The sequence below is a fragment of the Sphingomonas sp. DG1-23 genome (assembly GCF_030730875.1).
Taxonomy (GTDB): domain Bacteria; phylum Pseudomonadota; class Alphaproteobacteria; order Sphingomonadales; family Sphingomonadaceae; genus Sphingomonas.
Genome location: NZ_JAVAMA010000014.1, coordinates 110,507 through 132,822, shown reverse-complemented (window position 1 = coordinate 132,822; position 22,316 = coordinate 110,507). Strand labels below are relative to the sequence as shown.

The 22,316-nt window shown below is 66.1% G+C and carries 26 protein-coding genes; 19 read left to right on the top strand and 7 right to left on the bottom strand.

The annotated features are described in order from the left end of the window. Together Q9Q95_RS19780 and Q9Q95_RS19775 are read left to right on the top strand one after the other, a co-directional pair. A partial coding sequence (locus Q9Q95_RS19780; RefSeq protein WP_306098880.1) for a MipA/OmpV family protein occupies nucleotides 1-599 on the top strand: 599 nt, incomplete at its 5' end. Between the two features lie 46 nt (nucleotides 600-645). Then, nucleotides 646-1,050: a hypothetical protein gene (locus tag Q9Q95_RS19775; RefSeq protein WP_306098879.1), complete on the top strand. Its 405-nt coding sequence runs from the start codon at nucleotides 646-648 to the stop codon at nucleotides 1,048-1,050. A 93-nt stretch (nucleotides 1,051-1,143) separates the two neighbouring features. Here Q9Q95_RS19775 and serB read toward each other — a convergent pair whose 3' ends face one another. Then, nucleotides 1,144-2,025: a phosphoserine phosphatase SerB gene (gene serB / locus Q9Q95_RS19770; protein WP_306098878.1), complete on the bottom strand. Its 882-nt coding sequence runs from the start codon at nucleotides 2,023-2,025 to the stop codon at nucleotides 1,144-1,146. A gap of 138 nt (nucleotides 2,026-2,163) precedes the next feature. On the opposite strand from serB, the gene miaA reads away from it, so the two are divergent. The 6 genes from miaA (at nucleotide 2,164) to Q9Q95_RS19740 (ending at nucleotide 8,408) form a co-directional block, all read left to right on the top strand. Continuing rightward, a complete protein-coding gene (gene miaA, locus Q9Q95_RS19765) occupies nucleotides 2,164-3,087 on the top strand; it encodes a tRNA (adenosine(37)-N6)-dimethylallyltransferase MiaA (protein ID WP_306098877.1) in 924 nt (307 codons plus the stop codon). Between the two features lie 77 nt (nucleotides 3,088-3,164). Then, a complete protein-coding gene (locus Q9Q95_RS19760) occupies nucleotides 3,165-4,910 on the top strand; it encodes an acetolactate synthase 3 large subunit (RefSeq protein ID WP_306098875.1) in 1,746 nt (581 codons plus the stop codon). Nucleotides 4,911-4,914: 4 nt separating this feature from the next. Next, a complete protein-coding gene (gene ilvN / locus Q9Q95_RS19755; RefSeq protein ID WP_306098874.1) occupies nucleotides 4,915-5,430 on the top strand; it encodes an acetolactate synthase small subunit in 516 nt (171 codons plus the stop codon). A gap of 162 nt (nucleotides 5,431-5,592) precedes the next feature. Next, nucleotides 5,593-6,612, top strand: a complete 1,020-nt coding sequence (gene ilvC, locus Q9Q95_RS19750) for a ketol-acid reductoisomerase (RefSeq protein ID WP_306098873.1) — start codon at nucleotides 5,593-5,595, stop codon at nucleotides 6,610-6,612. Nucleotides 6,613-6,844: 232 nt separating this feature from the next. Continuing rightward, nucleotides 6,845-7,486 carry a YceI family protein gene (locus tag Q9Q95_RS19745; RefSeq protein WP_306098872.1) on the top strand — a complete coding sequence of 214 codons (642 nt, stop codon included), beginning with the start codon at nucleotides 6,845-6,847 and terminating at the stop codon, nucleotides 7,484-7,486. Between the two features lie 319 nt (nucleotides 7,487-7,805). Beyond that, complete coding sequence (locus Q9Q95_RS19740) at nucleotides 7,806-8,408, top strand: TMEM175 family protein (RefSeq protein ID WP_306098871.1); 603 nt, start codon at nucleotides 7,806-7,808, stop codon at nucleotides 8,406-8,408. A gap of 56 nt (nucleotides 8,409-8,464) precedes the next feature. Here the strand turns inward: Q9Q95_RS19740 and Q9Q95_RS19735 are convergent, their stop codons facing one another. Next, a complete protein-coding gene (locus Q9Q95_RS19735; RefSeq protein WP_306098870.1) occupies nucleotides 8,465-11,149 on the bottom strand; it encodes a TonB-dependent receptor in 2,685 nt (894 codons plus the stop codon). Between the two features lie 224 nt (nucleotides 11,150-11,373). Here Q9Q95_RS19735 and folE point away from each other — a divergent pair, with 224 nt between their 5' ends. From folE to Q9Q95_RS19710, 5 genes are all read left to right on the top strand, one after another. Further along, on the top strand, nucleotides 11,374-11,994 hold the full coding sequence (gene folE / locus Q9Q95_RS19730) for a GTP cyclohydrolase I FolE (RefSeq protein WP_306098869.1): 621 nt from the start codon (nucleotides 11,374-11,376) through the stop codon (nucleotides 11,992-11,994). 184 nt (nucleotides 11,995-12,178) lie between these two features. Continuing rightward, entirely contained in the window at nucleotides 12,179-12,943 is a 765-nt protein-coding gene (locus tag Q9Q95_RS19725; protein ID WP_306098868.1) for an SDR family NAD(P)-dependent oxidoreductase, read from the top strand. Then, on the top strand, nucleotides 12,936-13,286 hold the full coding sequence (locus tag Q9Q95_RS19720; RefSeq protein ID WP_306098867.1) for a dihydroneopterin aldolase: 351 nt from the start codon (nucleotides 12,936-12,938) through the stop codon (nucleotides 13,284-13,286). The genes Q9Q95_RS19725 and Q9Q95_RS19720 overlap by 8 nt, the downstream gene beginning before the upstream one ends. An 11-nt stretch (nucleotides 13,287-13,297) precedes the next feature. Further along, entirely contained in the window at nucleotides 13,298-14,425 is a 1,128-nt protein-coding gene (locus Q9Q95_RS19715; protein ID WP_306098866.1) for a zinc-binding dehydrogenase, read from the top strand. Between the two features lie 88 nt (nucleotides 14,426-14,513). After that, entirely contained in the window at nucleotides 14,514-14,900 is a 387-nt protein-coding gene (locus Q9Q95_RS19710) for a PRC-barrel domain-containing protein (protein WP_306098865.1), read from the top strand. A 165-nt stretch (nucleotides 14,901-15,065) separates the two neighbouring features. Here Q9Q95_RS19710 and leuA read toward each other — a convergent pair whose 3' ends face one another. Beyond that, nucleotides 15,066-16,724, bottom strand: coding sequence for a 2-isopropylmalate synthase (leuA, locus tag Q9Q95_RS19705; RefSeq protein ID WP_306098864.1), 1,659 nt, complete (start codon nucleotides 16,722-16,724; stop codon nucleotides 15,066-15,068). Between the two features lie 250 nt (nucleotides 16,725-16,974). Here leuA and Q9Q95_RS19700 point away from each other — a divergent pair, with 250 nt between their 5' ends. Further along, nucleotides 16,975-17,373, top strand: a complete 399-nt coding sequence (locus Q9Q95_RS19700) for a BLUF domain-containing protein (RefSeq protein ID WP_306098863.1) — start codon at nucleotides 16,975-16,977, stop codon at nucleotides 17,371-17,373. A gap of 209 nt (nucleotides 17,374-17,582) precedes the next feature. Here the strand turns inward: Q9Q95_RS19700 and Q9Q95_RS19695 are convergent, their stop codons facing one another. Beyond that, nucleotides 17,583-17,816: a hypothetical protein gene (locus Q9Q95_RS19695; protein ID WP_306098862.1), complete on the bottom strand. Its 234-nt coding sequence runs from the start codon at nucleotides 17,814-17,816 to the stop codon at nucleotides 17,583-17,585. 171 nt (nucleotides 17,817-17,987) lie between these two features. On the opposite strand from Q9Q95_RS19695, the gene Q9Q95_RS19690 reads away from it, so the two are divergent. Further along, entirely contained in the window at nucleotides 17,988-18,194 is a 207-nt protein-coding gene (locus tag Q9Q95_RS19690; protein WP_306098861.1) for a DUF2945 domain-containing protein, read from the top strand. Nucleotides 18,195-18,226: 32 nt separating this feature from the next. Continuing rightward, nucleotides 18,227-18,496 (top strand): SWIB/MDM2 domain-containing protein, encoded by a 270-nt coding sequence (locus tag Q9Q95_RS19685; RefSeq protein WP_306098860.1) that lies wholly within the window; start codon nucleotides 18,227-18,229, stop codon nucleotides 18,494-18,496. 83 nt (nucleotides 18,497-18,579) lie between these two features. Here Q9Q95_RS19685 and Q9Q95_RS19680 read toward each other — a convergent pair whose 3' ends face one another. Then, nucleotides 18,580-19,002 carry a hypothetical protein gene (locus Q9Q95_RS19680; RefSeq protein ID WP_306098859.1) on the bottom strand — a complete coding sequence of 141 codons (423 nt, stop codon included), beginning with the start codon at nucleotides 19,000-19,002 and terminating at the stop codon, nucleotides 18,580-18,582. Nucleotides 19,003-19,073: 71 nt separating this feature from the next. On the opposite strand from Q9Q95_RS19680, the gene Q9Q95_RS19675 reads away from it, so the two are divergent. Next, nucleotides 19,074-19,253 carry a hypothetical protein gene (locus Q9Q95_RS19675; RefSeq protein ID WP_025561070.1) on the top strand — a complete coding sequence of 60 codons (180 nt, stop codon included), beginning with the start codon at nucleotides 19,074-19,076 and terminating at the stop codon, nucleotides 19,251-19,253. A gap of 200 nt (nucleotides 19,254-19,453) precedes the next feature. Then, complete coding sequence (locus tag Q9Q95_RS19670; protein ID WP_306098858.1) at nucleotides 19,454-20,614, top strand: NAD(P)/FAD-dependent oxidoreductase; 1,161 nt, start codon at nucleotides 19,454-19,456, stop codon at nucleotides 20,612-20,614. 3 nt (nucleotides 20,615-20,617) lie between these two features. Here the strand turns inward: Q9Q95_RS19670 and Q9Q95_RS19665 are convergent, their stop codons facing one another. Both Q9Q95_RS19665 and Q9Q95_RS19660 read right to left on the bottom strand, forming a co-directional pair. After that, nucleotides 20,618-21,253 carry a hypothetical protein gene (locus Q9Q95_RS19665; RefSeq protein WP_306098857.1) on the bottom strand — a complete coding sequence of 212 codons (636 nt, stop codon included), beginning with the start codon at nucleotides 21,251-21,253 and terminating at the stop codon, nucleotides 20,618-20,620. Between the two features lie 82 nt (nucleotides 21,254-21,335). Further along, on the bottom strand, nucleotides 21,336-21,752 hold the full coding sequence (locus Q9Q95_RS19660) for a hypothetical protein (protein ID WP_306098856.1): 417 nt from the start codon (nucleotides 21,750-21,752) through the stop codon (nucleotides 21,336-21,338). Nucleotides 21,753-21,860: 108 nt separating this feature from the next. On the opposite strand from Q9Q95_RS19660, the gene Q9Q95_RS19655 reads away from it, so the two are divergent. Beyond that, nucleotides 21,861-22,289, top strand: coding sequence for a VOC family protein (locus Q9Q95_RS19655; RefSeq protein WP_306098855.1), 429 nt, complete (start codon nucleotides 21,861-21,863; stop codon nucleotides 22,287-22,289). Nucleotides 22,290-22,316: the final 27 nt, after the last annotated feature.

Sequence of the window (22,316 nt, the reverse complement as noted above, 5' to 3'; positions counted from 1 at the left end):
ACCGGCCGTTCCAGTTCGAATCCGCCGATGAGAGCCCCGGCGTGCCGCTGATCCGGACGGGCAGCTTCGCGATCGGCCCTGCCTTCAATCTCGAAGGCAGCCGCCGCCGCGACGAGACCGACCTGCCGGTCGACGAAGTCGGCGTCTCGATCGAGGCCGGCGGGTTCGCCGAGCTCTGGCTCGGCTCCTCGGTCCGCGCGCGCGGCGAGCTTCGCAAAGGCGTCACCGGCCACAAGGCGCTGGTCGGCAATGTCAGCCTCGATTATGTCGCCCGCGACGGCGACAAATGGCTGTTCGCCGTGGGGCCGCGCATCTCGCTGTCGGACCGCAAATACCAGCAGGCCTATTTCGGCGTGAACACCATTGCAGCCGCCCGCACCGGCCTCACCCCCTATTCGCCGGGCGGCGGCATCCACGCCGCCGGCGTCGCCGCTTCGGCGCTCTACCAGTACAGCGATCGCTGGGGCATTTCGGGCTATGCCAAATACGATCGCCTCGTATCCGACGCCGCCGACTCGCCGATCGTCCGCACGATCGGCTCGCGCAACCAATTCTCGGGCGGTGCCGCACTCACTTTCACCTTCGGCGGCGGCCGCTGAGCGATCTTCAGCGCAGGTTCAGCCGGGCCGTGCTATGCGCGGCCCCATGACCCGCCTCCTCCATAGCCTTCTCCTCGGCGCGAGCCTGATCGCCGCGCCCGCCGTCGCCGCGCCGCGCGATACCCCTGAGGTGCAGCTCCAGAAGCTGCTCGCCGGTCGGACCGCGGGCAAGCCGGTGGATTGCATCTCGCTGCTGCCGTCGAATTCGAGCCAGATCATCAAGGGCAAGGCGATCGTCTACCGCGTCGGTGCCAAGCTCTACGTCAACGAGCCGCGCTCGGGCGCCGAGTCGCTCGACGATGACGACATCCTCGTCACCAAGGTGTTCGGCTCGCAGCTGTGCAGCATCGACACGGTCAATCTGGTCGATCGCTCGAGCCGGTTTCAGCGCGGCTTCGTGATCCTCGGCAAGTTCGTACCCTGGACCAAGGTCAAGACCGCGGCGAAGTAGCAGCAATCCTCCCCACCAAGGAGAGGTGTCGCCGAAGGCGACGGAGGGGGCGGATCGAGGACGCGCTCACCGTGCCTCCGAAAAGCTTCGGCATCAGCCGTCAGCCCAATCCTTCTTCGCGATCCCCTGCGCATAAAGCAGCGTCGTCAGGTCGCCATGATCGATCCGCGCGCCCGCGGCCGCGGCGACGATCGGCTTGGCGTGATAGGCGACGCCCAGTCCCGCCTGACGGATCATCGCGAGATCGTTGGCGCCGTCGCCGACCGCCATCGACTCTTCCGCCGTCAACCCAAGCTCGGCGAGCGCGCCCAGCAAGGTCGTCTCTTTGGTCGTGCTGTCGACGATCGGCTTGGTCACCGTCCCGGTCAGCCGCGCGTCGCCGATCTCGAGCCGGTTGGCGATCACCCGGTCGAAGCCGATCTCGGCTCCCACCGGCTCGGCAAAACGGGTGAACCCGCCCGAGACGAGGATCGTCGTCGCGCCCCGCGCGCGCATCGTCCGGACCAGCGCCTTGGCGCCCGGCATCAGCTTGACCCGCTCGGCGAGGCAGCGGTCGATCGCTTCTTCCTCGAGATCCTTGAGCAATGCCACCCGCGCATCCAGCGCCTCGGCGAAGTCGAGCTCGCCGCGCATCGCGCGCTCGGTCACTTCGGCGATCTGCGCCTTGATCCCGGCATAATCGGCGAGCTCGTCGATGCATTCGACCGTGATCATCGTCGAATCCATGTCGGCGACGAGCAGCTTCTTCTCGCGACCGGAACCCGGTTGAATGATGATATCCACGCCAGGCAGCGCCCCTTCGAGCGCAAGGCGCGCCTTCCCGGGTGCCCATTGGAATGGAATATCCGCAGCTCTGCCCTCGTCGAGCCAGATGAAAGCATCGGGGCCGCAGTCCGATTGGAAAAGACGCGCGCCGGCATCCTTGATTGCTGTCTCGGACAGTGTGTCAGATGCTACAAGCGTCGCGATGTACACGTTCAACCTCTTCGATACGGAAAGGGCTATCCCCCCGCCCGTTCGCCCTGAGCTTGTCGAAGGGCCGTTCATCTTCTGCGCGCAGGGGCAGAAGCAGGACGGTGCTTCGACAAGCTCAGCACGAACGGAGGTGGGGGCGTGACTGCTCCCCTGCCAACCGTTGCGCTCATCGCAGGGCCGACCGCGAGCGGCAAGTCCGCGCTCGCGCTCGCGCTCGCCGAAAAGCATCGCGGCACCGTGATCAATGCCGATTCGATGCAGGTCTATGCCGATCTTCGTATCCTCACTGCGCGGCCGACCCGCGAGGAAGAGACCCGCGTCCCGCACCGGCTGTTCGGTCACGTCGATGGTGCGGACTCCTATTCGGCGGCGCGATGGGCGATCGAGGCGCACGCCGCGATCACCGAAGCCCATGCCGGCGGCCGCCTGCCGATCCTCGTCGGCGGCACCGGCCTGTATCTGCGCACCCTGATCGACGGGATCGCGCCGGTCCCCGAGATCGATCCCGCGATACGCAGCGCGGTCCGTGCACTCGACGTGGCGGATGCCCATGCCCAGCTCGCCGGTCTCGATCCCGAGGGCGCCGCGCGGCTGGGCCCCGCCGACACCAGCCGCGTCGCCCGCGCACTAGAGGTCGTGCGCTCGACCGGCCAGCCGCTCGCGCACTGGCATCGCCAGCGCGTCGGCGGGATCGCGGACGAAATTCGCCTCGTCCCGCTGATCCTTCTCCCCGATCGTGACTGGCTCGGCGAACGCATCGATCGCCGCTTCGCCGAAATGCTCGAAGCCGGCCGTGACGAAGCCGAAGCCCTGCTCGCGCGGACCGACATTCCGGCCGACGCTCCGGTGCTCCGTGCGATCGGCGTGCCCGAATTGCGCGCATTGTTTGCGGGCGAGAGCGATGTCGTGCAAGCTATGGCCGCGGGCGCGCTCGCGACCCGGCAATATGCCAAACGCCAATATACCTGGTTCCGGAGGCAGCCGCCGCAGGATTGGGACCGCATGGAAGAGACAGAAACGAACGTCAGATTGAGTAGAATTGAAACTAAATTTCATCTATAACGCTTGACGTGCCATTTTCTTGCCGTTAGCAGCGCCCTCCAGCGGTGTTACGGTGCATTGCAGCAAAGGAGGCAGACGTGACCGAGAAGAGCGGAGCAGACATCCTGATCGAGGCGTTGAGCGACCTCGGTGTGGAGGTCATCTTCGGCTATCCCGGTGGCGCGGTACTTCCGATTTACGATGCGATCTTCAAGCAGGATCGAATTCGCCACATTCTCGTCCGCCACGAGCAGGCCGCGACCCATGCCGCCGAGGGCTATGCCCGCTCGACCGGCAAGCCCGGCGTCGTGCTCGTCACCTCGGGTCCCGGCGCGACCAACGCGGTCACCGGGATCACCGATGCGCTGATGGATTCGATCCCGATGGTGGTGATCACCGGGCAGGTTCCGACCGCCCTGATCGGCACCGACGCGTTCCAGGAGGCCGATACCGTCGGCATCACGCGGCACTGCACCAAGCACAATTATCTGGTGAAGGCGCCCGAGACGCTCGGCAGCATCATCCACGAGGCGTTCCACATCGCCACTTCGGGCCGTCCGGGGCCGGTGGTCGTCGACATTCCCAAGGACGTTCAGGTCGCCACCGCGCGCTACGAGGCGCCGGGGCCGATCCAGCACAAGACCTATCGTCCGCAGACCCAGCCCGATGCCGCGAAGATCCAGGAGGCGGTCGACATGCTCGCCGCCGCCGAGCGCCCGATCTTCTACACCGGCGGCGGAATCATCAATTCGGGCCCCGACGCGTCCGAGGCGCTGCGCGAGCTCGCGGCGCTGACCGGCGCGCCGGTCACCTCGACCCTGATGGGGCTCGGCGCCCTGCCCGCTTCGTCGGACCAGTGGCTCGGCATGCTCGGCATGCACGGCACCTACGAAGCCAATTGGGCGATGAACAAGGCCGATCTGATCATCGCCTTCGGCGCGCGCTTCGACGATCGCGTCACCGGCCGGCTCGATGCCTTCGCGCCGAACAGCCGCAAGGTGCACATCGATATCGATCGATCGAGCATCAACAAGAATGTCCGGGTCGATCTGCCGATCATCGGCGATGTCGGCGTGGCGCTGCGCGAGATGATCCAGTGCTGGAAGGCCCGCCAGCATCCGAAGCCCGACCTCACCGAATGGTGGAGCCGGATCGATGGCTGGCGTCAGGCCGCCTGCCTCGAGTTCGAGGAGAAAGGCGACGCGATCATGCCCCAGCGTGCGATCCGCGCGCTGTACGAAGCGACCAAAGCGCGCGCGCCGATCATCACCACCGAGGTCGGCCAGCACCAGATGTGGGCCGCGCAGCATTTCGGCTTCGAAGCGCCCAACAAATGGCTGACCAGCGGCGGTCTCGGCACGATGGGCTATGGCCTGCCCGCCGCGATCGGCGCGCAGCTCGGGCATCCCGATGCGCTGGTGATCGACATCGCCGGCGAAGCCTCGATCCAGATGAACATCCAGGAGCTGGCGACCGCGGTGCAATATCGCCTGCCGGTCAAGATCTTCATCCTCAACAACGAATATATGGGGATGGTCCGCCAGTGGCAGGAGCTGACCTACCAGTCGCGTTATTCGGAGAGCTACAGCGACACGCTCCCCGATTTCGTCAAGCTGGCCGAGGCTTATGGCTGGAAGGGCATCAGGATCGAGGGCCGGCAGGAGCTCGAGCCCGGGATCAGCGAGATGCTCGCTTATGACGGGCCTGTGCTCGTCGATTGCCGGGTGGCCAAGCTCGCCAATTGCTTCCCGATGATCCCGTCGGGCGCCGCCCATACCGAAATGCTGCTCCAGGCCGCCGAAGTTTCCGGCGAAATGGACGACGAAGCCAAGGCACTGGTCTGATCCCATGCACATCAAGGAAGAGCAAAAGCAGCGGCACACGCTTGCCGTGATCGTCGACAACGAGCCGGGCATCCTCGCCCGGATCGCCGGCTTGTTCACTGCGCGCGGCTACAATATCGAAAGCCTGACCGTCTCGGAGATCACCGAGGACAATCGAATTAGTCGCATCACCATCGTGACCTCGGCTTCGGATGCGGTGATGGAGCAGATCATCGCACAGCTCGAGCGCCTCGTGCCGGTCCACAAGGTGACCGACCTCACGGCCTTCGGCCCGCATGTCGAGCGCGAGCTGGCGCTGGTGAAGGTCGCGGGCACCGGCGATCACCGGATCGAGGCGCTGCGCCTCGCCGAGGTCTACCGCGCCCGCGTCGTCGATGCGACCACCAGCAGCTTCGTGTTCGAAGTCACCGGCGGCTCGGAAAAGCTCGACAAGTTCGTCGAGCTGATGCGCGAGCTCGGGCTGGTCGAAGTCGCCCGCACCGGCGTCGTCGCCATTTCGCGCGGCAAGGAAGCCGCCTGAATCACCCTTCTCCCATCGGGAGAGGGAGGGGCCCATGCGCAGCATGGGAGGGTGAGGGTGAGAGGCCCTCATGCCCCGTCACCCTCACCAACTCCGACTAGGCAGCAAGCTGCCAAGTCTCCGTATCCTCTCCCGGCGGGAGAGGAGCAGAAAGGGAACACCATGAAAGTCTATTACGATCGCGACGCCGATCTGAACCTGATCACCGGCAAGAAGATCGCCATTCTCGGCTATGGCTCGCAGGGCCATGCCCATGCCCAGAATCTCCGCGATTCGGGCGTCAAGGAAGTCGCGATCGCGCTCCGTCCCGGCTCGCCCTCGGCGGTCAAGGCCGAGGATGCCGGCTTCAAGGTGATGAGCAACAAGGATGCCGCCGGCTGGGCCGACATCCTGATGATCCTCGCCCCCGACGAACATCAGGCCGCGATCTGGGACAATGATCTCAAGGGCAATATGAAGCCCGGCGCGGCGCTCGCCTTCGCGCACGGCCTCAACGTGCATTTCGGCCTGATCGAGCCGCCTGCCGACATCGACGTGATCATGATCGCCCCCAAGGGCCCCGGCCATACCGTGCGCAGCGAATATAAGCGCGGCGGCGGCGTGCCGTGCCTGATCGCGATCCACCAGGACGCGTCGGGCAACGCCCATGACGTCGCGCTGGCTTACGCCTCGGGCGTCGGCGGCGGCCGTTCGGGGATCATCGAGACCAATTTCCGCGAGGAATGCGAGACCGATCTGTTCGGCGAGCAGGCGGTTTTGTGCGGCGGCGTCACCCATCTCATCCAGGCGGGCTTCGAAACCTTGGTCGAGGCGGGCTACGCCCCCGAAATGGCCTATTTCGAGTGCCTCCACGAGACCAAGCTGATCGTCGACCTGCTCTATGAGGGCGGCATCGCCAACATGCGCTACTCGATCTCGAACACCGCCGAATATGGCGACATCAAGACCGGCCCGCGGATCATCACCGACGAGACCAAGGCCGAGATGAAGCGCGTCCTCGCCGACATCCAGTCGGGCCGCTTCGTCAAGGATTTCGTCCTCGACAACCGCGCCGGCCAGCCCGAGCTCAAGGCCAGCCGCAAGGCCGCCGCGGCGCATCCGATCGAGCAGGTCGGCAGCGAGCTGCGCGCAATGATGCCGTGGATCAGCGCCAACAAGCTGGTCGACAAGGACAAGAACTGATTTCCGCTAGTCCTCCCCCGGGAACCGGGGGAGGTGACAGGCGCAGCCTGACGGAGGGGCCCCGTCCGCGAGCGACGACTATGCGGCGACGCCCCCCTCCGTCGCCTTCGGCGCCACCTCCCCCGCTGCGCGGGGGAGGATTGTTGCCTGGAAACGATCTGTTTCCCCACAAAAGTTTGACCGCGAAACTTCAGAAGTCGACAAGCATGCCTCCCCAACAGGAGGCTTCCCCATGCGCATCCGCACCATCGCCCTCGCCGCCACTTTGCTCGTCGCTGCGCCGCTCGTCGCGCAACAGGCGATGCAGGTCCCCGGCTCGAAGAATCCCGCCTTGGTCGCCGCCGGCAGCTACACGATCGATCCGGGCCACACCCTGATCGAATGGACCGTCGATCATCTCGGCTTCTCGCCTTATTTCGGGCTGTTCGGCGAGCCGACCGGCACGCTGACGCTCGATCCGAAGAACCCCGCCGCCGCCAAGGTCGACGTGACCATCCCCGTCTCCAAGGTCGTCACCGCGAGCGCGGGCCTGACCGGCCATTTGCTGCGCGCGCCCAAGGAAGCCGGCGGCAAGCCCGATTTCTTCGGCCCCAGCCCCGCCGATGCGCGCTTCGTCTCGACCCGGGTCGTCGCCAAGGGCCAGACCGCCAGCGTGACCGGCAATCTCACGCTCAACGGCATCACCAGGCCGGTGACGCTGCAGGTGGCCTTTTACGGCGCCGGCAAGAGCCCCGCGCAGATGGGCGGCAAGGACAATCTCGGCTTCGAGGCGCACGGCACGATCAGGCGCAGCGAGTTCGGCATCGGCTTCGGCGTGCCGATGGTCTCGGACGAAGTGAAGCTCAAGATCGCCGCGGCCTTCACCAGGGATTGAGCCCCACATCCTCCCTCGCGCGGGGAGGTGGCAGGCGCAGCCTGACGGAGGGGGTATCGCCACGCGCGATATCGCGCGCGGAGTGCGGGCTCGGATCGTTCCCCGGACGATCCTCGACGCTCCCTCTCCACCACTTTGTGGTCCCCTCCCCGCTGCGCGAAGGAGTATCTGGATCGCCATTCCCCTCGTGCTCCTGCGAAAGCAGGAGCCCAGGGCGGCACGCGAATCGCCTGTGGTTCTGGGCTCCTGCTTCCGCAGGAGCACGGAAATTTGACTTCGCCCGCCCCTTTCAACCAACGTCGCCCAGAAGGGGACCCCCATGACCGAACAACCCGAAGGCCGCGCCGGCGTAGCCCGCGTCGAGGCCTATTCCGACGCCGTCATCGCGATCGTCGTCACGATCATGGTGCTCGAGATGCACGCCCCCGAACAGCCCGGCTGGAGCCACCTGCTCCATCTCTGGCCTATCTTCACGGCCTATGCGCTCAGCTTCGCCTATGTCTCGATCTACTGGGTCAACCATCACCGGTTGTTCCACCACGCCACGCGGGTGACCAACGGCCTGCTCTGGTCGAACATCGCGCTCATCTTCACGCTGTCGCTGATCCCGTTCGGCACCGCCTATCTCGGCGAGCAGATCTTCAGCCGCGACGCCACGTTCGTTTACATGGGCATCATGCTGCTGCCCTCGGCCGCCTACATCTGGCTGCAGCGCACCGTGCGCCGCACCGGCAGCCAGACCGAAGAGGCACAGGCCTATCATCGCCTCGCGCTGCGCAAGGGTGCCGCGGCCAGCGCCATCTATGCCTCGGGCATCGCGCTTACCTTCGTGTCGCCCGCGCTCGGCCTCGCCTGCGCCGCCCTCGTCGCCTTGTTCTGGTGCCTGCCGGCGAGCGCGCTCGATCATCTCTTCGAACGCTGACCAAGCAAAACGGCCGGAGCTTTCGCCCCGGCCGCTTCGTATCGCGAAATCGAACCTCAGAAGCCGAGGCGAACGCGCCCGCCGAAGAAACGCGGCATGCCCGGATAGCCGGCATAATTGCCGGTCTGCTCGGGGACCGCGAAGCCGGTGACGTAATAGAATTGATTGGTCAGATTCTCGACGAAGAACTCGGCCTTCCACCTTTTGTTCGCCGATTCGAGCCCGATCGCGGCGCTGATCAGCGGATAGCCTTCGTTGTTGATCGGCGTCCGCCCGGTCACCGGGTTCGGATTGCCCGACGGGATCGTCACTTCGCTGTTGTAGCGCATGTCGACATGGATCAGCCCGTTGAGGCCGTCGCTCAGCCGCGGAGTCCAGGTGCTGGCGACCGTCACCGTATGCTCGGGCTGGTTGTTGAACTGCCGGCCTTCCTGACCCTGCAGCGGCGTGCCGGTGAAATCGTTCGAGTCGTCATATTTGGCGCTGATCCAGCTATAGCCGAGCTGGAAGGTCAGGCTCTGCGTCGGCCGGATCGTCGACTCGATCTCGACGCCCTTGCTGATGCTCTTCGGCACGTTCTGGACGACGAAATTGTTGCCCGAGAACACCAGCGACTGCAGATTGTAGAAGTTCATGTAGAAGGCCGCGACGTTGAGCGAGAATTCGCGGCTCGGGCTCGCCTTGAAGCCGATCTCATAGGCGTCGTTGGTCTCGGCGCCGAACTGCAGGTCCGATCCCTGCGCGCCGTTGCCGCCGAGCAGCACCGAATCGAAAGTCGCCTGATCGAGATTGTAGCCGCCCGATTTGTAGCCGTGATCGAAGCTCGCATAGGCCAGCAACTTGTCCGAGACCTTGAACGCCAGCTTGGCGGTGCCGGTGATCTCGTTGTCGGTGAACTTGTCCTGGTAATTGCCGTTGAACTCGGTGTTCACCGCCGGGTTGCAGCTCAGCAGGAACAGATTGTTGAACAGCCCCGGGACCTGGCGCAGCACGTTGGCATAAGCGGTCGCCGCCGGATCGCCCGCGCGCACCCGGTTGAAGAAGGTGCAGCTGCCCAGATTGTTGTTGATCGAGGCCGTCATGTCCTTGGTCTCGTGGTTCCAGCGCGCACCCAGCGTTACCGAAAGCTTGTCGGTGACGTTGATGATGTTGTGCGTGAACAACGCGAAGGCATTGGTCTTGACCCGGAAATCGTCGGGACTGTTGCCCTGGCCCGCCACAGCGCCCGGCAGCGGGCTCGCCGCCAGTGCGGCAAGGCCCGGGATCGGCGTGCTCGGATAGCCCGGGATCACGCAGGCGGCGGACGGCGCCGTGCCTGCCTGCGCGCGGAAACAGCCGACCAGCGGCGCCAGCGCGCCATAGGCCGCGGTCAGCGCCGGCAAGGTGTTGGGAACCGCAGGGTTGAGCAACGCCGCACCCAGGGTCGGCACGGTCGGGCCGAGCGAGCCGTAGAATTGCAACGGCGTGCCGAAGCCGGCGCGGAGCTGGCCGGCGAACACGGTATCGACATAGCGATTGCCGTCATTGCCGATCTGCACCACGTCGCGCAATTTGTTGGTTTCGTTGAGGTAGAAACCGCCGATCAGCCAGTCGAGCTTGTCGCCGAACGCCGAGCCCTGCAGGCGCAGTTCCTGGGTGAAGTCGTTGAGCTCGTTGCGATAGCCGTCGCGATAGGCGCGGTCGACGCCCGAGAAGTCGATGTCCTGGTTCCGCACCACCTGCCAGTCGCGATAGGCAGTGATCGAGGTCAGCTTGACGCCACCCAGATCCCAGTTGAGCTCGCCGGAGAAGCCCCAATCCTTGATCTTCTCGGCATAGTCGCGGTTGGGCGACATCGCCTGGGTGCGATCGCTGCCCGGCCCGGTATAGAGCCCGACCAGCCCCTGCGCCGCGGCGATCGACTGGAGCGCCGGCGCGAGCGGTCCGCGCACCACCGAGACCGCGCCGCAGCATTGCTCGTCGGTCTGGTAATAGTCGCCGATCAGACGGAAGGTGATGTCGCCGCTGTCGAGCAATGCCTGGCCGCGCACGTTCCAGCGATCGACGTCGTTGATCGCGCGGTCGCTGTTGGCGTCGTTGATATAGCCGTCGCGCTTGCGATAGCCCGCGTCGAGGCGCAGCGCGAGCGACTGGCTCACCGGCCCGGTGATCGCGCCCTTGACGCCATAGGCGTTGTAGTTGCCGTACATGCCCTCGACATAGCCGTGGGTCTCGAACTGCGGCTGGGCGGTGTAGATGCTGAGCGCGCCGGCCGAGGTATTGCGGCCGAACAGGGTACCCTGCGGGCCGCGCAGCACTTCGACCCGCTCGAGCTCGGGAAGCTCGGAGATCGCCACGCCGGCACGTGCGCGGAACACGCCGTCGATGAACACGCCCACCGCAGGCTCGAAACCCGGATTGTCGCCGCCGGTGGTGATGCCGCGCAGATAGATGGTGGTGCCCGTCGCCGAGGATTGCCCGGTCGAGCTCTGCAGCGACGGCGCCAGTTGCTCGAGATCGCGGACATTCTCGACCCCGGCGTTCTGGAGCAATTCGGGCCCGATCGCGGTGATCGCGATCGGCACGTCCTGCACAGTCTCGTTGCGCCGGGTCGCCGTGACGATGATGTCGTTGGCGCTTTGATATTCCTGCGTCTGGGTTTCGTCGGCCGGCGCCGTCGGCGCGGCCGTATCCTGCGCGAAAGCAGGCGTCGCCAATAGCAGGCCCAGCGCAGTCGCCGCGAGCAAATCGAGCTTCTTCATGCGATTGTCCCCTCCTGTCGCCACCCGTGCCTAATCGGTGTCGGCGTTGCTTTTATTACGCATGCAACTAACGCTGCATTTTTGAAGCCGTCAACGGGATGCGGCGCGGAACTCCGCGGTTTCGGGCCGTTTTTCACCGAGCGGTACGGATGCGCAACAGGTGCCGCGCGGTGGAACGTCGGTTGCCGTAGCGTAAACCGGATCAAGGTTGGAAGGACGGGTAGATGGCGGAAATTCACGATCCTGCGGAAGATGGCGATCTGGTCGCGCCGCCCGCAAAGATCGCCGTCCCCGATGACGTCGCGGACGCGATCCGCACCCTGATCCGCTGGGCCGGCGACGACCCCGCCCGCGAGGGACTGATCGACACGCCCCAGCGCGTCGCCCGCGCGTGGAAGGAATATTGCCAGGGCTATGGCGAGGACCCCGCGCAGCATCTGTCGCGCGTGTTCGAGGAAGTCGGCGGCTATGACGAGATCGTCCTGCTCAAGGACATCCCGTTCCAGTCGCATTGCGAGCATCACATGGCGCCGATCATCGGCAAGGCGTCGATCGCCTATCTTCCCCGCGACCATGTCGTCGGCATCTCCAAGCTCGCCCGCGTGCTCCACGCCTTCGCCCGCCGGCTGCAGGTGCAGGAGCGCCTCACCGCCGAGGTCGCCGATTGCATCTGGAACGGATTGAAGCCGGTCGGCGTCGCCGTGGTGATCGAGGCGAGCCACGCCTGCATGACCGCACGCGGCGTCCGCACCCCCGGCGTCGCCATGGTCACCAGCCGGATGATGGGGGTGTTCCGCGAAGACGAGCGCAGCCGTCAGGAAGTGCTCAAGCTGATGGGCTATTGATGCGGCCAGGCGGCCCCCTTCCCCGTTCGCTTCGAGCGACGTCGAGAAACGCTTTGCTCGGCCTACCGAGGGACACGGGCTGTCTCCCCTTCCGTTCGCTTCGAGCGAAGTCGAGAAGCGCTTTCTCGATATACGTTTCTCGACTTCGCTCGAAACGAACGGCTGAGATCTGGAGCGTTGCAGCGTGAGAGTGTTGATCACCGGCGGCGCCAGGCGGATCGGTGCCGGCATCGCCCGCCGGCTCGCGCTGCGCGGCCATGCCGTGGCGATCCACCACCATCATGCCCCCGACGATGCAGAGGCGCTCCGCGCCGCGATCGCCGCCGCGGGCGGCAACGCTTGTGTCGTACAGGGCGAACTCGCCGACGCCGCCACCGCGCCGGCGCTGATCGCCGCGGCACGCGAAGGGCTCGGCGGCCCGGTCGACGGCCTCGTCAACAACGCCTCGCAATTCGCCTTCGACGCGCTGCCGATCACCGACTTCGCCTTGCTCGACCAGCATATGCGCGTGAATCTCGGCGCCCCGGTCGCGTTGGCGTCGGCGCTCGCCGAACAGGACGATCTGCCGCGCGGCGCAGTGGTCAATCTGCTCGACCAGAAGGTCGCCAACCTCAACCCCGATTTCTTCACCTATACCTGCAGCAAGGCCGCGCTCGCCGCGGCGACCGAGATGCTGGCGCGCGCGCTCGCCCCGCGGGTCCGCGTCAACGCCGTCTCGCCCGGCCTCACCCTCCAGAGCCTCGATCAGACCGCCGAGGAATTCGCCGAACATGCCCGCCAGAATCTGCTCCAGCATCCGGTCGCGCTCGACGACATCGCCGCGACGGTCGAGCATCTGCTCACCTGTCCCAGCATCACCGGACAAAATGTCTTCGTCGATTGCGGCCAGCGTTTCCTGCCGCGCGACGGCGACGTGATGTTCGAAGGCCGGGAGCGCCCGCTTGCCTGACTATACGATCCTGCTCGACGATCTCGAACTGGTCATGGGCCTCGGCATTCACGCCCATGAGCAGGCGCCGCAACGCGTGGTGCTGCACGTCGCGATGACCTGCCGTTACAATGCCTCGCCCGAGGACCGGATCCATGCGGTGGTCGACTATGATTTCCTCCGCCGCGAGATCCACGCGCTCGCCACGTCGCGCCATTTCGCGCTGCAGGAGGTATTGTGCGACGAAGTGGCGGCCCTCGCGCTGCGCGATCCGCGCGTCCGCGAAGTGCGGGTCCGCTCGATGAAGCTCGATATCTATCCCGACGCGAAGATCGGCTGCGAGATCACTCGCCGCCGCGACTGACAGGAGAATATATGCCCGATGCGTTGACCGGCCTCGAACTCCGCTCCACCGTCTCCGGCGACGGGCGCCTCACTCTCCACCTCGAACCCGTCACGCTGCCCGCGCCCGGACCCGACGAAGTGATCGTGCGGGTCGAGGCCGCGCCGATCAACCCGTCCGATCTCGGCCTGTTGCTCGGTCCCGCCGACATGACGACGCTCGCCGCCGCCGGCACCCCCGATCGCCCCACCCTCACCGCCGCGATCCCGCCGGCGCGGATGGGAATGATGAAAGCCCGGCTCGATCAGTCGCTCCCGGTCGGCAACGAAGGCGCCGGCACCGTGGTGCAGGCCGGCGAGAATGTGACCGCGCTGCTCGGCAAGAAGGTCGGGATGATCGGCGGCGCGATGTATGCCGAATACCGCAAGATCGCCGCGCGCGACTGCATCCCGCTCCCCGACGGCGCCTCCGCCGCCGACGGCGCGTCGATGTTCGTCAATCCGCTGACTGCATTGTCGATGGTCGAGACGCTGCGCATGGAAGGCCACAAGGCTTTGGTCCACACCGCCGCCGCATCCAATCTCGGCCAGATGCTCAACCGGATCTGCCTCGCCGACGGCGTCCCGCTGGTGAACGTGGTTCGCAGCGCCGCACAGGCGGCAATCCTCCGCGAGCTCGGCGCGAAATACGTCGTCGACAGCAGCGCCCCGGACTTTCGCGAGCAGCTCACCGACGCGATCGCCGAGACCGGCGCCACCCTTGCCTTCGACGCGATCGGCGGCGGCCGCCTCGTCAATGCGATCCTCCACGCGATGGAAGCCGCGGCCAACCGCAACGCAACCGAATATAGCCGCTACGGTTCGTCGACGTTCAAGCAGGCCTATATCTATGGCGCGCTCGATCTCGGACCGACCGAGCTCGACCGCGGCTATGGCTTCGCATGGGGCGTCAGCGGCTTCCTGCTTACCCCGTTCCTGATCAAGCTCGGCATGGAAGGCAATATGCGCCTGCGCGCCCGCGTCGCCGCCGAGCTGACCACCACTTTCGCCAGCCACTACACTGCGACGATCGGCCTCGCCGAGGCGCTCGATCCGGCAAGGGTCGCCGCTTATGCCAGGAAGGCGACCGGCGAGAAATATCTGATCGACCCGACCCGCTGAAGCGTCACCCCGCCGCCCTGTCATCGCCGAGTCACCGCCCGGGCGCATCCTCCTGCTGCCGGCGGGGGCTGAGTCGAGGAGATTTGCTATGACCGACACGGAAATCGCCAACGACGCGGAGATCGCGACCGACGAGACCGAAGCCCTCATCGCCTCCAACAAGGTCGAGGGCACCGCCGTCTATGACGAGCAGGGCGAGAAGCTCGGGTCGATCTACAATTTCATGGTCGACAAGTTTTCGGGCCAGGTCGAATATGCCGTGCTCCAGTTCGGCGGCGTGTTCGGGCTCGGCAGCGACTATTATCCGCTGCCATGGGAGAAGCTCGGCTACGACACCGAACAGGGCGGCTATGTCGTCGACATCGACAAGGAAACGCTCGAAGCCGCGCCGCGCTACACCGCGGAAGAACCGCCCGCCTACGACCAGGCCTATGGCGAGCGCGTCTACGGCTATTACGGCCTGACCTATAATTGAGGCTCTGGGGGGCGACGCGGTCACGCCTCGCCTCCCTAAACCGTCACCCGGCCTTGTGCCGGGGTCCACCGCGCGGCACGCGAGACCCTCTCGGCTCTTATTCTGGACCGACCGGCATGGTGGCCCCCGGCACAAGGCCGGGGTGACGGCAGAAATGCTCTGCCCTCAGGCCCGGTTCGCCGCGCTCAGCACCGCCCGCACGCTCGCCGTCGCGATATCGGCGTCGATCCCGACTCCGAACACCGTACGTCCGTCCTGCGTCCGGCACTCGACATACGCGGCCGCCTGCGCGTCGGCGCCATGCCCGATCGCATGCTCGCTATAATCGACCACGTCGAGCGACGGCCCGGTCGTGCCCGCAAGCGCGTCGATCACGCCCGAGATCAGGCCGTTGCCGCGCCCCGAGATGCTCTGCTCGATTCCGTCCACTGCGATCCGCCCGACGAACACCCGGCTCCCCGCCGCGCCGGTTTCCTCATAATCAACCAGGGCGATGCGGTCGCCCTCGCCCGGCAGATACACCGCCTCGAACTTCTGGCGGATGTCGGCGGCGTTGAGCTCGCGGCTGGTTTCGTCGGCCAGCGCCTGGACGTGCTTCGAGAAATCCGCCTGCATCCGCTTCGGCAGCTTGAGCCCGCGATCCTGCTCGAGCACCCAGGCGACGCCGCCCTTGCCGCTTTGCGAATTGACCCGGATCACCGCCTCGTAATCGCGGCCGAGATCCTTGGGGTCGATCGGCAGATACGGCACGTTCCACAGCTGGTCGTTGCGCGCTTCCTGCGCCGCGAAGCCCTTCTTGATCGCGTCCTGATGGCTGCCCGAAAAGGCCGTGAACACCAGATCCCCGGCATAAGGCGTGCGCGGATGCACCGGAATGTTGGTGCAGTAATTCACCGTATTGACGATCTCGTCGATGTCCGAGAAGTCGAGGCCCGGATCGATCCCCTGCGTGTACAGGTTGAGCGCCACCGTCACGAGGTCGCAATTGCCGGTGCGCTCGCCATTGCCGAGCAGACAGCCCTCGACGCGGTCCGCCCCCGCCATGATGCCCAGTTCGGCCGCGGCGACCCCGGTGCCGCGGTCGTTATGGGTGTGCAGGCTGATCACGATCGAATCGCGGTTGCGGATGTTGCGCCCGAACCATTCGATCTGGTCGGCATAGATGTTGGGCGTCGCCGCCTCGACCGTCGCGGGCAGGTTGAGGATCAGCGGCCGCTCCGGCGTCGGGCGAAGGATCTCCATCACCGCCTCGCAGACCTCGACCGAGAAATCGAGCTCGGCGGTCGAGAAGGTCTCGGGGCTGTATTCGAAATGCCAGTCGGTATCGGGCTGCTTCGCGGCTTCGTCGCGCAGCACCTTGGCGCCGGCCACCGCGATCTCGCGCACTTCGTCGCGGCTCATCCGGAATACCACTTCGCGCCATGCCGGCGACACGGCGTTGTAGAGATGGACGATCGCCTGCTTCGCGCCCTTGACGCTCTGGAAGCTGGTCTCGATCAGATCCTGTCGGGATTGTGTGAGCACCTGGACGATGACGTCGTCGGGGATGCGCCCCTCGCGCACCAGCCCTGAGATGAAGTCGAATTCGGTCGCGCCGGCGCTCGGGAAGCCGACTTCGATCTCCTTGACGCCGACCTTGACCAGCAGATCGAAGAAGCGCTGCTTCTTCTCGCCGTCCATCGGATCGATCAGCGCCTGATTGCCGTCGCGCATGTCGGTCGAGAGCCAGCGCGGCGGTTTGCTGATCGTCTTCGACGGCCATTGCCGGTCGGGCAGATCGACCTGCGGGAAGGGACGGTATTTTACGCTCGGGTCGCGCAACATCGGACTGTGCCTCTCAAGGATCGCGGACGCGCCGTAGCGCGTGGCGGTGCATGCTGGAAGTTCTTGCTTGCCCTTAGAGGCGTGCGCGCGCAGCGGTTCGGCCCCTAAGGGCGGATAAGTCGCAGAAGGTGCAGCACATCGGTCACCGCACGATAATGGCGCGGACGGGGGCATTTGTCCATCGTCTCAAGAAAATCCTCATATTTGATCGGCATGGCTTCGGCCCTTGCCCGATCGATCAGGACCCGAGATGCTTCAACTCGTTTATGTCAGCAGCGTCGCCCCGAATGCGGCGGACGCCGATCCGGCCGCGATCCTCGCCGCGTCGCGCACCAATAACCGCCGCGACGCGATCACCGGCCTGCTCTATTCGGACGGCGCCCGTTTCCTGCAGGCGATCGAGGGCCCCGAGACGCAAGTCGAGGCCGCGTTCGAGCGCATCCGGCAGGACAGCCGCCACCGGGCTATCGTATTGCTCTCGCGCCGGGCGATCGCCGCGCGCGAGTTCGGCGACTGGGCCATGGCCCATCGCGCCCCGGGCGCCGATGCCGACCGCTTCATCGAAAGCGTCGCCCGCCTCGCCGCGAACGCCGCCCCCGACGTCCGCGCCACCTTCGAAGGCTTCGCCAGGGTCCGCCGCGCGGCTTGATCGCACATTCCCTCTCCCCTCGAAGGGAGAGGGTTGCGCAGACTTGGGCTCGCTTCTTCAGCGGGCCCTGGTCGGAGCTGGGTGAGCGGCGAGCGGCTTCGCAGAAGCCGCGCGAGCTCTACCCCTCGCCAACCTCCGCCAGATACCAAGCTGCCAAGCTGCGCTATCCTCTCCCCTGTCAAGGGGAGAGGTATATGGGACGCTCGGCTCTACTCCGCAGCGTTGCCCGCCGCCTCTGCCTCGGCCGCATTCTCCGCCGCCACGGCATTATCCGCCGCAACCTCGGTCGTCCCCGCTTCCGGCGTCGGCGTCTCGCTCGGCTTCGGGCTGGGCGTCGCGACGATCTGGGCCATGGGTGGCGGGTCCGAATAATTGGTGCCGGTGGTTCCGCCACCGCCGCAACCGGCCAGCGCCAGCAACCCGCCCAAAACCAGCAATCGCATTCCGCCCTCCCGTGAGACGCATGGCTGATAGCACGGCCCGCCACCCGCTTCTATCGCGCCCGCTCCCTGCCTTTCCGCCGAGCCGAACCGCGAATGCGACGAAGCGTTGCGGACCGGCAACCGGTCCGGTTCCCCGGCGCTTGATCCGTGTAGGATCGAGGAGAAACGACGGTGGCGGAGCATCTGGGGAAAGGCGATCGGGTCAGCTGGAAATCGCACGGAGGCACCGCACATGGCAAAGTGCTCTCTAGACAGACGCGCGATACCACGATCAAAGGGCATCAGGTGCGTGCATCCGAGCACGAACCACAGTACATCGTCGAGAGCGACAACGGCGGGAAGGCTTCGCACAAGCCGGGTGCGCTGACGAGGGAATAGCCCGGAAACGGGTGCGAACAGGAGAAGACAGAATGGCCGAAACTAAAGCAGCTGGCGGAGCACGTGGTGGTATCGCCAAGCCGGTGACGCCCTCGCCGGAGCTGGCCGCGATCGTCGGCACCGCCGATCTGCCGCGCAGCGAGATCGTCAGCAAGATGTGGGATCACATCAAGAAGAACAACCTCCAAAACCCTGAAAACAAGCGGGAAATTCTCGCTGACGACAAGCTCGAGAAGATCTTCGGCGCCAAGAAGGTGACGATGTTCGAGATGAACAAGCACATCTCCAAGCACGTCAAGTAAGGCTGCCGCCGGCACGCGCCGGCGCATCCGACAGACCGCAGCGGGGCGGGTCTCGAAAGGGGCTCGCCCCGTTCCGTTTGGCGCTAGAGATTTTCGGCGGGATCGGTCCCCGGACGCACCAGCACGAACAGGATTCGGCCCACATGCGCTTCGTCGTGCCCCGACTCGTCGAGCGCGAAGACGAGGCCCGAACCCCGCACCAAAGTCTTTTCGGGACCGAAGCGCCCGGTCTTTTCCACAGAAATCTTCGCATCGGGCAGGCAGGCGGCGATCTGTTCCGTCACCGAGTCCTCGGTCATCCCGGGCGGCAGCAGCACCCGCTTGCAATGATAGCCGCGCCCGTCGGCATAGCAGGGGCTGCCGTCGAGCAACCGCAACTCGAACCCTTCGGCGCGCAGGCTGGCGAACGGCGCCTTCTCGCGCACGCCTTCGGTCAGCCGGGCGATCTGCGGACAGAGCGGATCGGCGGCTTGCGCGATCAGCGCGGCGGCGATCAGGACATGCATCGCATTCTCCTCCTGCAACTGGTCACAGCCTCGTCCGGCTGGCATTGCGCGAGACTGAACGGGAGACCAACATGTCCGAGCGTTTCGAACGCCACCGCCAGCCATGGCGCACCGACGAGATCCAGAAGCTGCACACGCTCGCCAAAAAAGGCATGGCGTTGAAGGCGATCGCCAAGGCGCTGACCCGCAGCGAGGAATCGGTCAAGGAACGCGCCAAGCTCGACGGCCTGAGCATCGCCAAGCTGCATTAGTCGCTTCCCTCTTCTGGTTCCCCTCCGGCTTGCGGGAGGGGTTAGGGGAGGGACCGACGGGAAGGTCGCGATCCGACGCACGCGCGTCAGGCCCTCCCCCACCCCTCCCGCAAGCGGGAGGGGAGCGATGAACGCTCGCCCAACCCGCGATCGCCGCGCCAGGGCTTACGAACCTGCCCCTTCCCGTCTAACGCGCATCTATGTCCAACTACGACGCGATCGTCCTCGGCGGCGGCGCCGCCGGCCTGATGTGCGCGGCGATCGCCGGCCAGCGCGGCCGGCGGGTGCTGCTGCTCGATCACGCAAGCGAGGTCGGCAAGAAGATCCTGATCTCGGGCGGCGGGCGCTGCAACTTCACCAATATCCACACCGCGCCCGATCGCTATCTCTCGGCCAACCCGCATTTCGCCAAATCGGCGCTCGGCCGCTACACCGCGCAGGACTTCCTCGCTCTGGTCGAGCGTCACCGCATCGCGTGGCACGAAAAGACTCTCGGCCAGCTCTTCTGCGACGGCCCGGCGCGCCAGGTCGTCGCGATGCTGCTCGACGAATGCGCGGCGGGGCAGGTCGCGATCCGCACCGGCCGCAGCCTCGGCGAAATCCGCCACGCCGATGGTCGCTACCGGATCGGCGAGGATGAAGCGCCCGCTCTGGTGATCGCCACCGGCGGCCCGTCGATCCCCAAGATGGGCGCCACCGGCTTCGCCTATGACCTCGCCCGCCGCTTCGGCCTCAAGGTGGTCGAGCCCCGCCCGGCATTGGTCCCGCTCACGCTGCCGCCCGATCAGGCGCTGTTCCGCGAACTCTCCGGCGTCGCGACCGACGTGATCGCCCGCGCCGGCAAGGCCGCCTTTCCCGAAGCCGCATTGTTCACCCATCGCGGCCTGTCTGGCCCCGCGATCCTCCAGATTTCGAGCTATTGGCGTCACGGCGAACCGATCCATGTGGATTTCCTCCCCGGCCGCGGGCCCGGCTGGCTGATCGAGGCCAAGCGTGCCCGCCCGCGCACGACGCTGCGCAAAGCGCTTGCCGAAGCCCTGCCCGATCGCCTCGCCGAAACGCTCGCCGAGCAGCTCGCGCTCGCCGGCGAGCTCGCCAATCTGCCCGACCGCAAGCTCCAAGAGGCCGAACGCCGCCTCGCCGGCTGGTCCTTCCTCCCCAACGGCACCGAAGGCTTCGCCAAGGCCGAAGTCACGATCGGCGGGATCAGCACCGCCGAACTCTCCTCGCAGACGATGGAATCACGCAAGGTCCCCGGCCTCTATGCGATCGGCGAGGCAGTCGACGTCACCGGCTGGCTCGGCGGCTATAATTTCCAATGGGCCTGGGCGAGCGGCTGGGCGGCAGCGCAGGCGCTCTAGCCACTATTTCTTGGCCGTTGCCACCGCTCCCGGCGGGCAAAGGGTGTCGCCGGCAAGAACAAATCCTCTGAAGAGCAATATTGCCGCCTCGTCACCGGTAGTAAGATACTTTCTCTTGTTTGCCCTAATCACTTTCGGATTCGTCGCTTTTATAACTCCACTTTTAATTTCACTGATTACTGATACATTGAGTATCTTCACTTTCCTGGAGCAGGCGTTGAGCCAGTCGATGTTCAGGCCTTTGCCATAGGCTCCGCCATGCTTCTCGACCAGCCAGACCGCCAGGCAATCCGCCGCCTGCTTCTGGAGATGAATCAGGACTTCGCTCTTCCCGGGCTGGTCGCTGCCGATCACTGCATCCTGCTTGAGGCAGTGCTCGCGTTCCGCCTGCGACAGGCCGCGCGCATAGGTGACGGCGGGCGTATCGTTGCTGTTGGCCGCGCCGCCGCCTGCCGCGGCGGCTGCGGCCGCAGGGCTCGCCGCCGCGGCCGCCCGCTGGATCACCATCGCGCGATGCAGCACGCCGGGATCGAAACGGGTCGGCGGGATCGCGACACCCGGCGCGGCCGGCCCCGCCGCCTTGGCCTGGACCAGCCGCAGCGGATCGTATTTCGTCGGCGGCGGCAGGATCCGGGGCATCGGCGCACTTTCCGTGCTGGGGTTCGACGCGCGGCTTGGAACTGGCACGCGGGTCATAGCACGTACGAAGCGGACCGCGAAGCTATCGGCCCCCCACTCCCTGGCTGCGCTTCGCCACCACCGCGCTGCGCAACGCCTCGGTCCGGCTGCGCAGCATCGCGACTTCGGCGGCAGTATAGCCGCCCTGCGCGAGCCGCGCGCCCATCGCCTCGATCCGCTGGCCCTCGCGACGCAGCGCCCGCGCCTCGCTTCGGCTGAGCTGCCCCGCCGCGCGCCCGCCGCGGATCGCATCGCGGATCCCGCCCATCTCGCGCGAGATCGAAACGCGCTGCACCAGTCCCGGATCGGCGGGCGGCGCGCGGAGGATGTCGCCGCGGATCGACGGGCTTCCCGAAAGCCCGCGCATCGATCCGGCAATCTGCGCCGAAGCCGGCGCGGCGGTGACGAGCAGTGCCGCGGTGACGACGAACGCGGTGATTCCGATTGCGAGCATGCGCATGGCTATTCTCCCTGCGAGCCCGAGCTTCGCCCCCCGCCGCTGAACCCCCGCTTAATTACGCGCCCGGAACCAGATCCGCGCCTGCAGGTTCCTGCAAGCATGGAAGCCATGCAACTCCACCGCGGTCGCCTGATCGACCATGTCCAGTTGGTCGTCGCCGACCTCGCCGCCAGCCGCGCCTTCTACGCCGCGGTGTTCGAGGTGCTCGGCATCCCCGAAGGCGGCAGCGCCGACAGCCATTTCTGGTACGACGAGCTCTTCGTCTCGACCAAAGACGGCCCCGAAGCCGCCGGCAAGCTCACCGGCCGCCACCATCTCGCCTTCCAGGCGAAGGACCAGGCCATGGTCGACGCCTTCTACCGCGCCGGGCTCGCCGCGGGCGGCAAGGACAATGGCGCTCCCGGCGATCGCCCCAATTACCACCCCGGCTATTACGCCGCCTTCCTGCTCGACCCCGACGGCAACAATGTCGAGGCAGTCCATCACGGTCCGCACCAGCGCTCCGCCCCCAGCGTGCAAATCGACTTCGAGATGTAGCCGTCCGCCTCAGGGCTTGCCGCAATT

Excerpts from the sequence above, each read along its gene's own strand:
- Q9Q95_RS19660 (WP_306098856.1), bottom strand. The coding sequence starts at position 21,752 with ATGCGCATGCTCGCAATCGGAATCACCGCGTTCGTCGTCACCGCGGCA.
- Q9Q95_RS19665 (WP_306098857.1), bottom strand. The coding sequence starts at position 21,253 with ATGCCCCGGATCCTGCCGCCGCCGACGAAATACGATCCGCTGCGGCTG.
- Q9Q95_RS19700 (WP_306098863.1), top strand. The coding sequence starts at position 16,975 with ATGCTTCAACTCGTTTATGTCAGCAGCGTCGCCCCGAATGCGGCGGAC.
- Q9Q95_RS19745 (WP_306098872.1), top strand. The coding sequence starts at position 6,845 with ATGCGCATCCGCACCATCGCCCTCGCCGCCACTTTGCTCGTCGCTGCG.
- Q9Q95_RS19695 (WP_306098862.1), bottom strand. The coding sequence starts at position 17,816 with ATGCGATTGCTGGTTTTGGGCGGGTTGCTGGCGCTGGCCGGTTGCGGC.
- Q9Q95_RS19680 (WP_306098859.1), bottom strand. The coding sequence starts at position 19,002 with ATGCATGTCCTGATCGCCGCCGCGCTGATCGCGCAAGCCGCCGATCCG.
- Q9Q95_RS19715 (WP_306098866.1), top strand. The coding sequence starts at position 13,298 with ATGCCCGATGCGTTGACCGGCCTCGAACTCCGCTCCACCGTCTCCGGC.
- folE (WP_306098869.1), top strand. The coding sequence starts at position 11,374 with ATGGCGGAAATTCACGATCCTGCGGAAGATGGCGATCTGGTCGCGCCG.
- Q9Q95_RS19775 (WP_306098879.1), top strand. The coding sequence starts at position 646 with ATGACCCGCCTCCTCCATAGCCTTCTCCTCGGCGCGAGCCTGATCGCC.
- Q9Q95_RS19655 (WP_306098855.1), top strand. The coding sequence starts at position 21,861 with ATGCAACTCCACCGCGGTCGCCTGATCGACCATGTCCAGTTGGTCGTC.
- Q9Q95_RS19710 (WP_306098865.1), top strand. The coding sequence starts at position 14,514 with ATGACCGACACGGAAATCGCCAACGACGCGGAGATCGCGACCGACGAG.
- Q9Q95_RS19740 (WP_306098871.1), top strand. The coding sequence starts at position 7,806 with ATGACCGAACAACCCGAAGGCCGCGCCGGCGTAGCCCGCGTCGAGGCC.
- Q9Q95_RS19685 (WP_306098860.1), top strand. The coding sequence starts at position 18,227 with ATGGCCGAAACTAAAGCAGCTGGCGGAGCACGTGGTGGTATCGCCAAG.
- Q9Q95_RS19675 (WP_025561070.1), top strand. The coding sequence starts at position 19,074 with ATGTCCGAGCGTTTCGAACGCCACCGCCAGCCATGGCGCACCGACGAG.
- Q9Q95_RS19735 (WP_306098870.1), bottom strand. The coding sequence starts at position 11,149 with ATGAAGAAGCTCGATTTGCTCGCGGCGACTGCGCTGGGCCTGCTATTG.
- Q9Q95_RS19670 (WP_306098858.1), top strand. The coding sequence starts at position 19,454 with ATGTCCAACTACGACGCGATCGTCCTCGGCGGCGGCGCCGCCGGCCTG.
- ilvC (WP_306098873.1), top strand. The coding sequence starts at position 5,593 with ATGAAAGTCTATTACGATCGCGACGCCGATCTGAACCTGATCACCGGC.
- leuA (WP_306098864.1), bottom strand. The coding sequence starts at position 16,724 with ATGTTGCGCGACCCGAGCGTAAAATACCGTCCCTTCCCGCAGGTCGAT.
- ilvN (WP_306098874.1), top strand. The coding sequence starts at position 4,915 with ATGCACATCAAGGAAGAGCAAAAGCAGCGGCACACGCTTGCCGTGATC.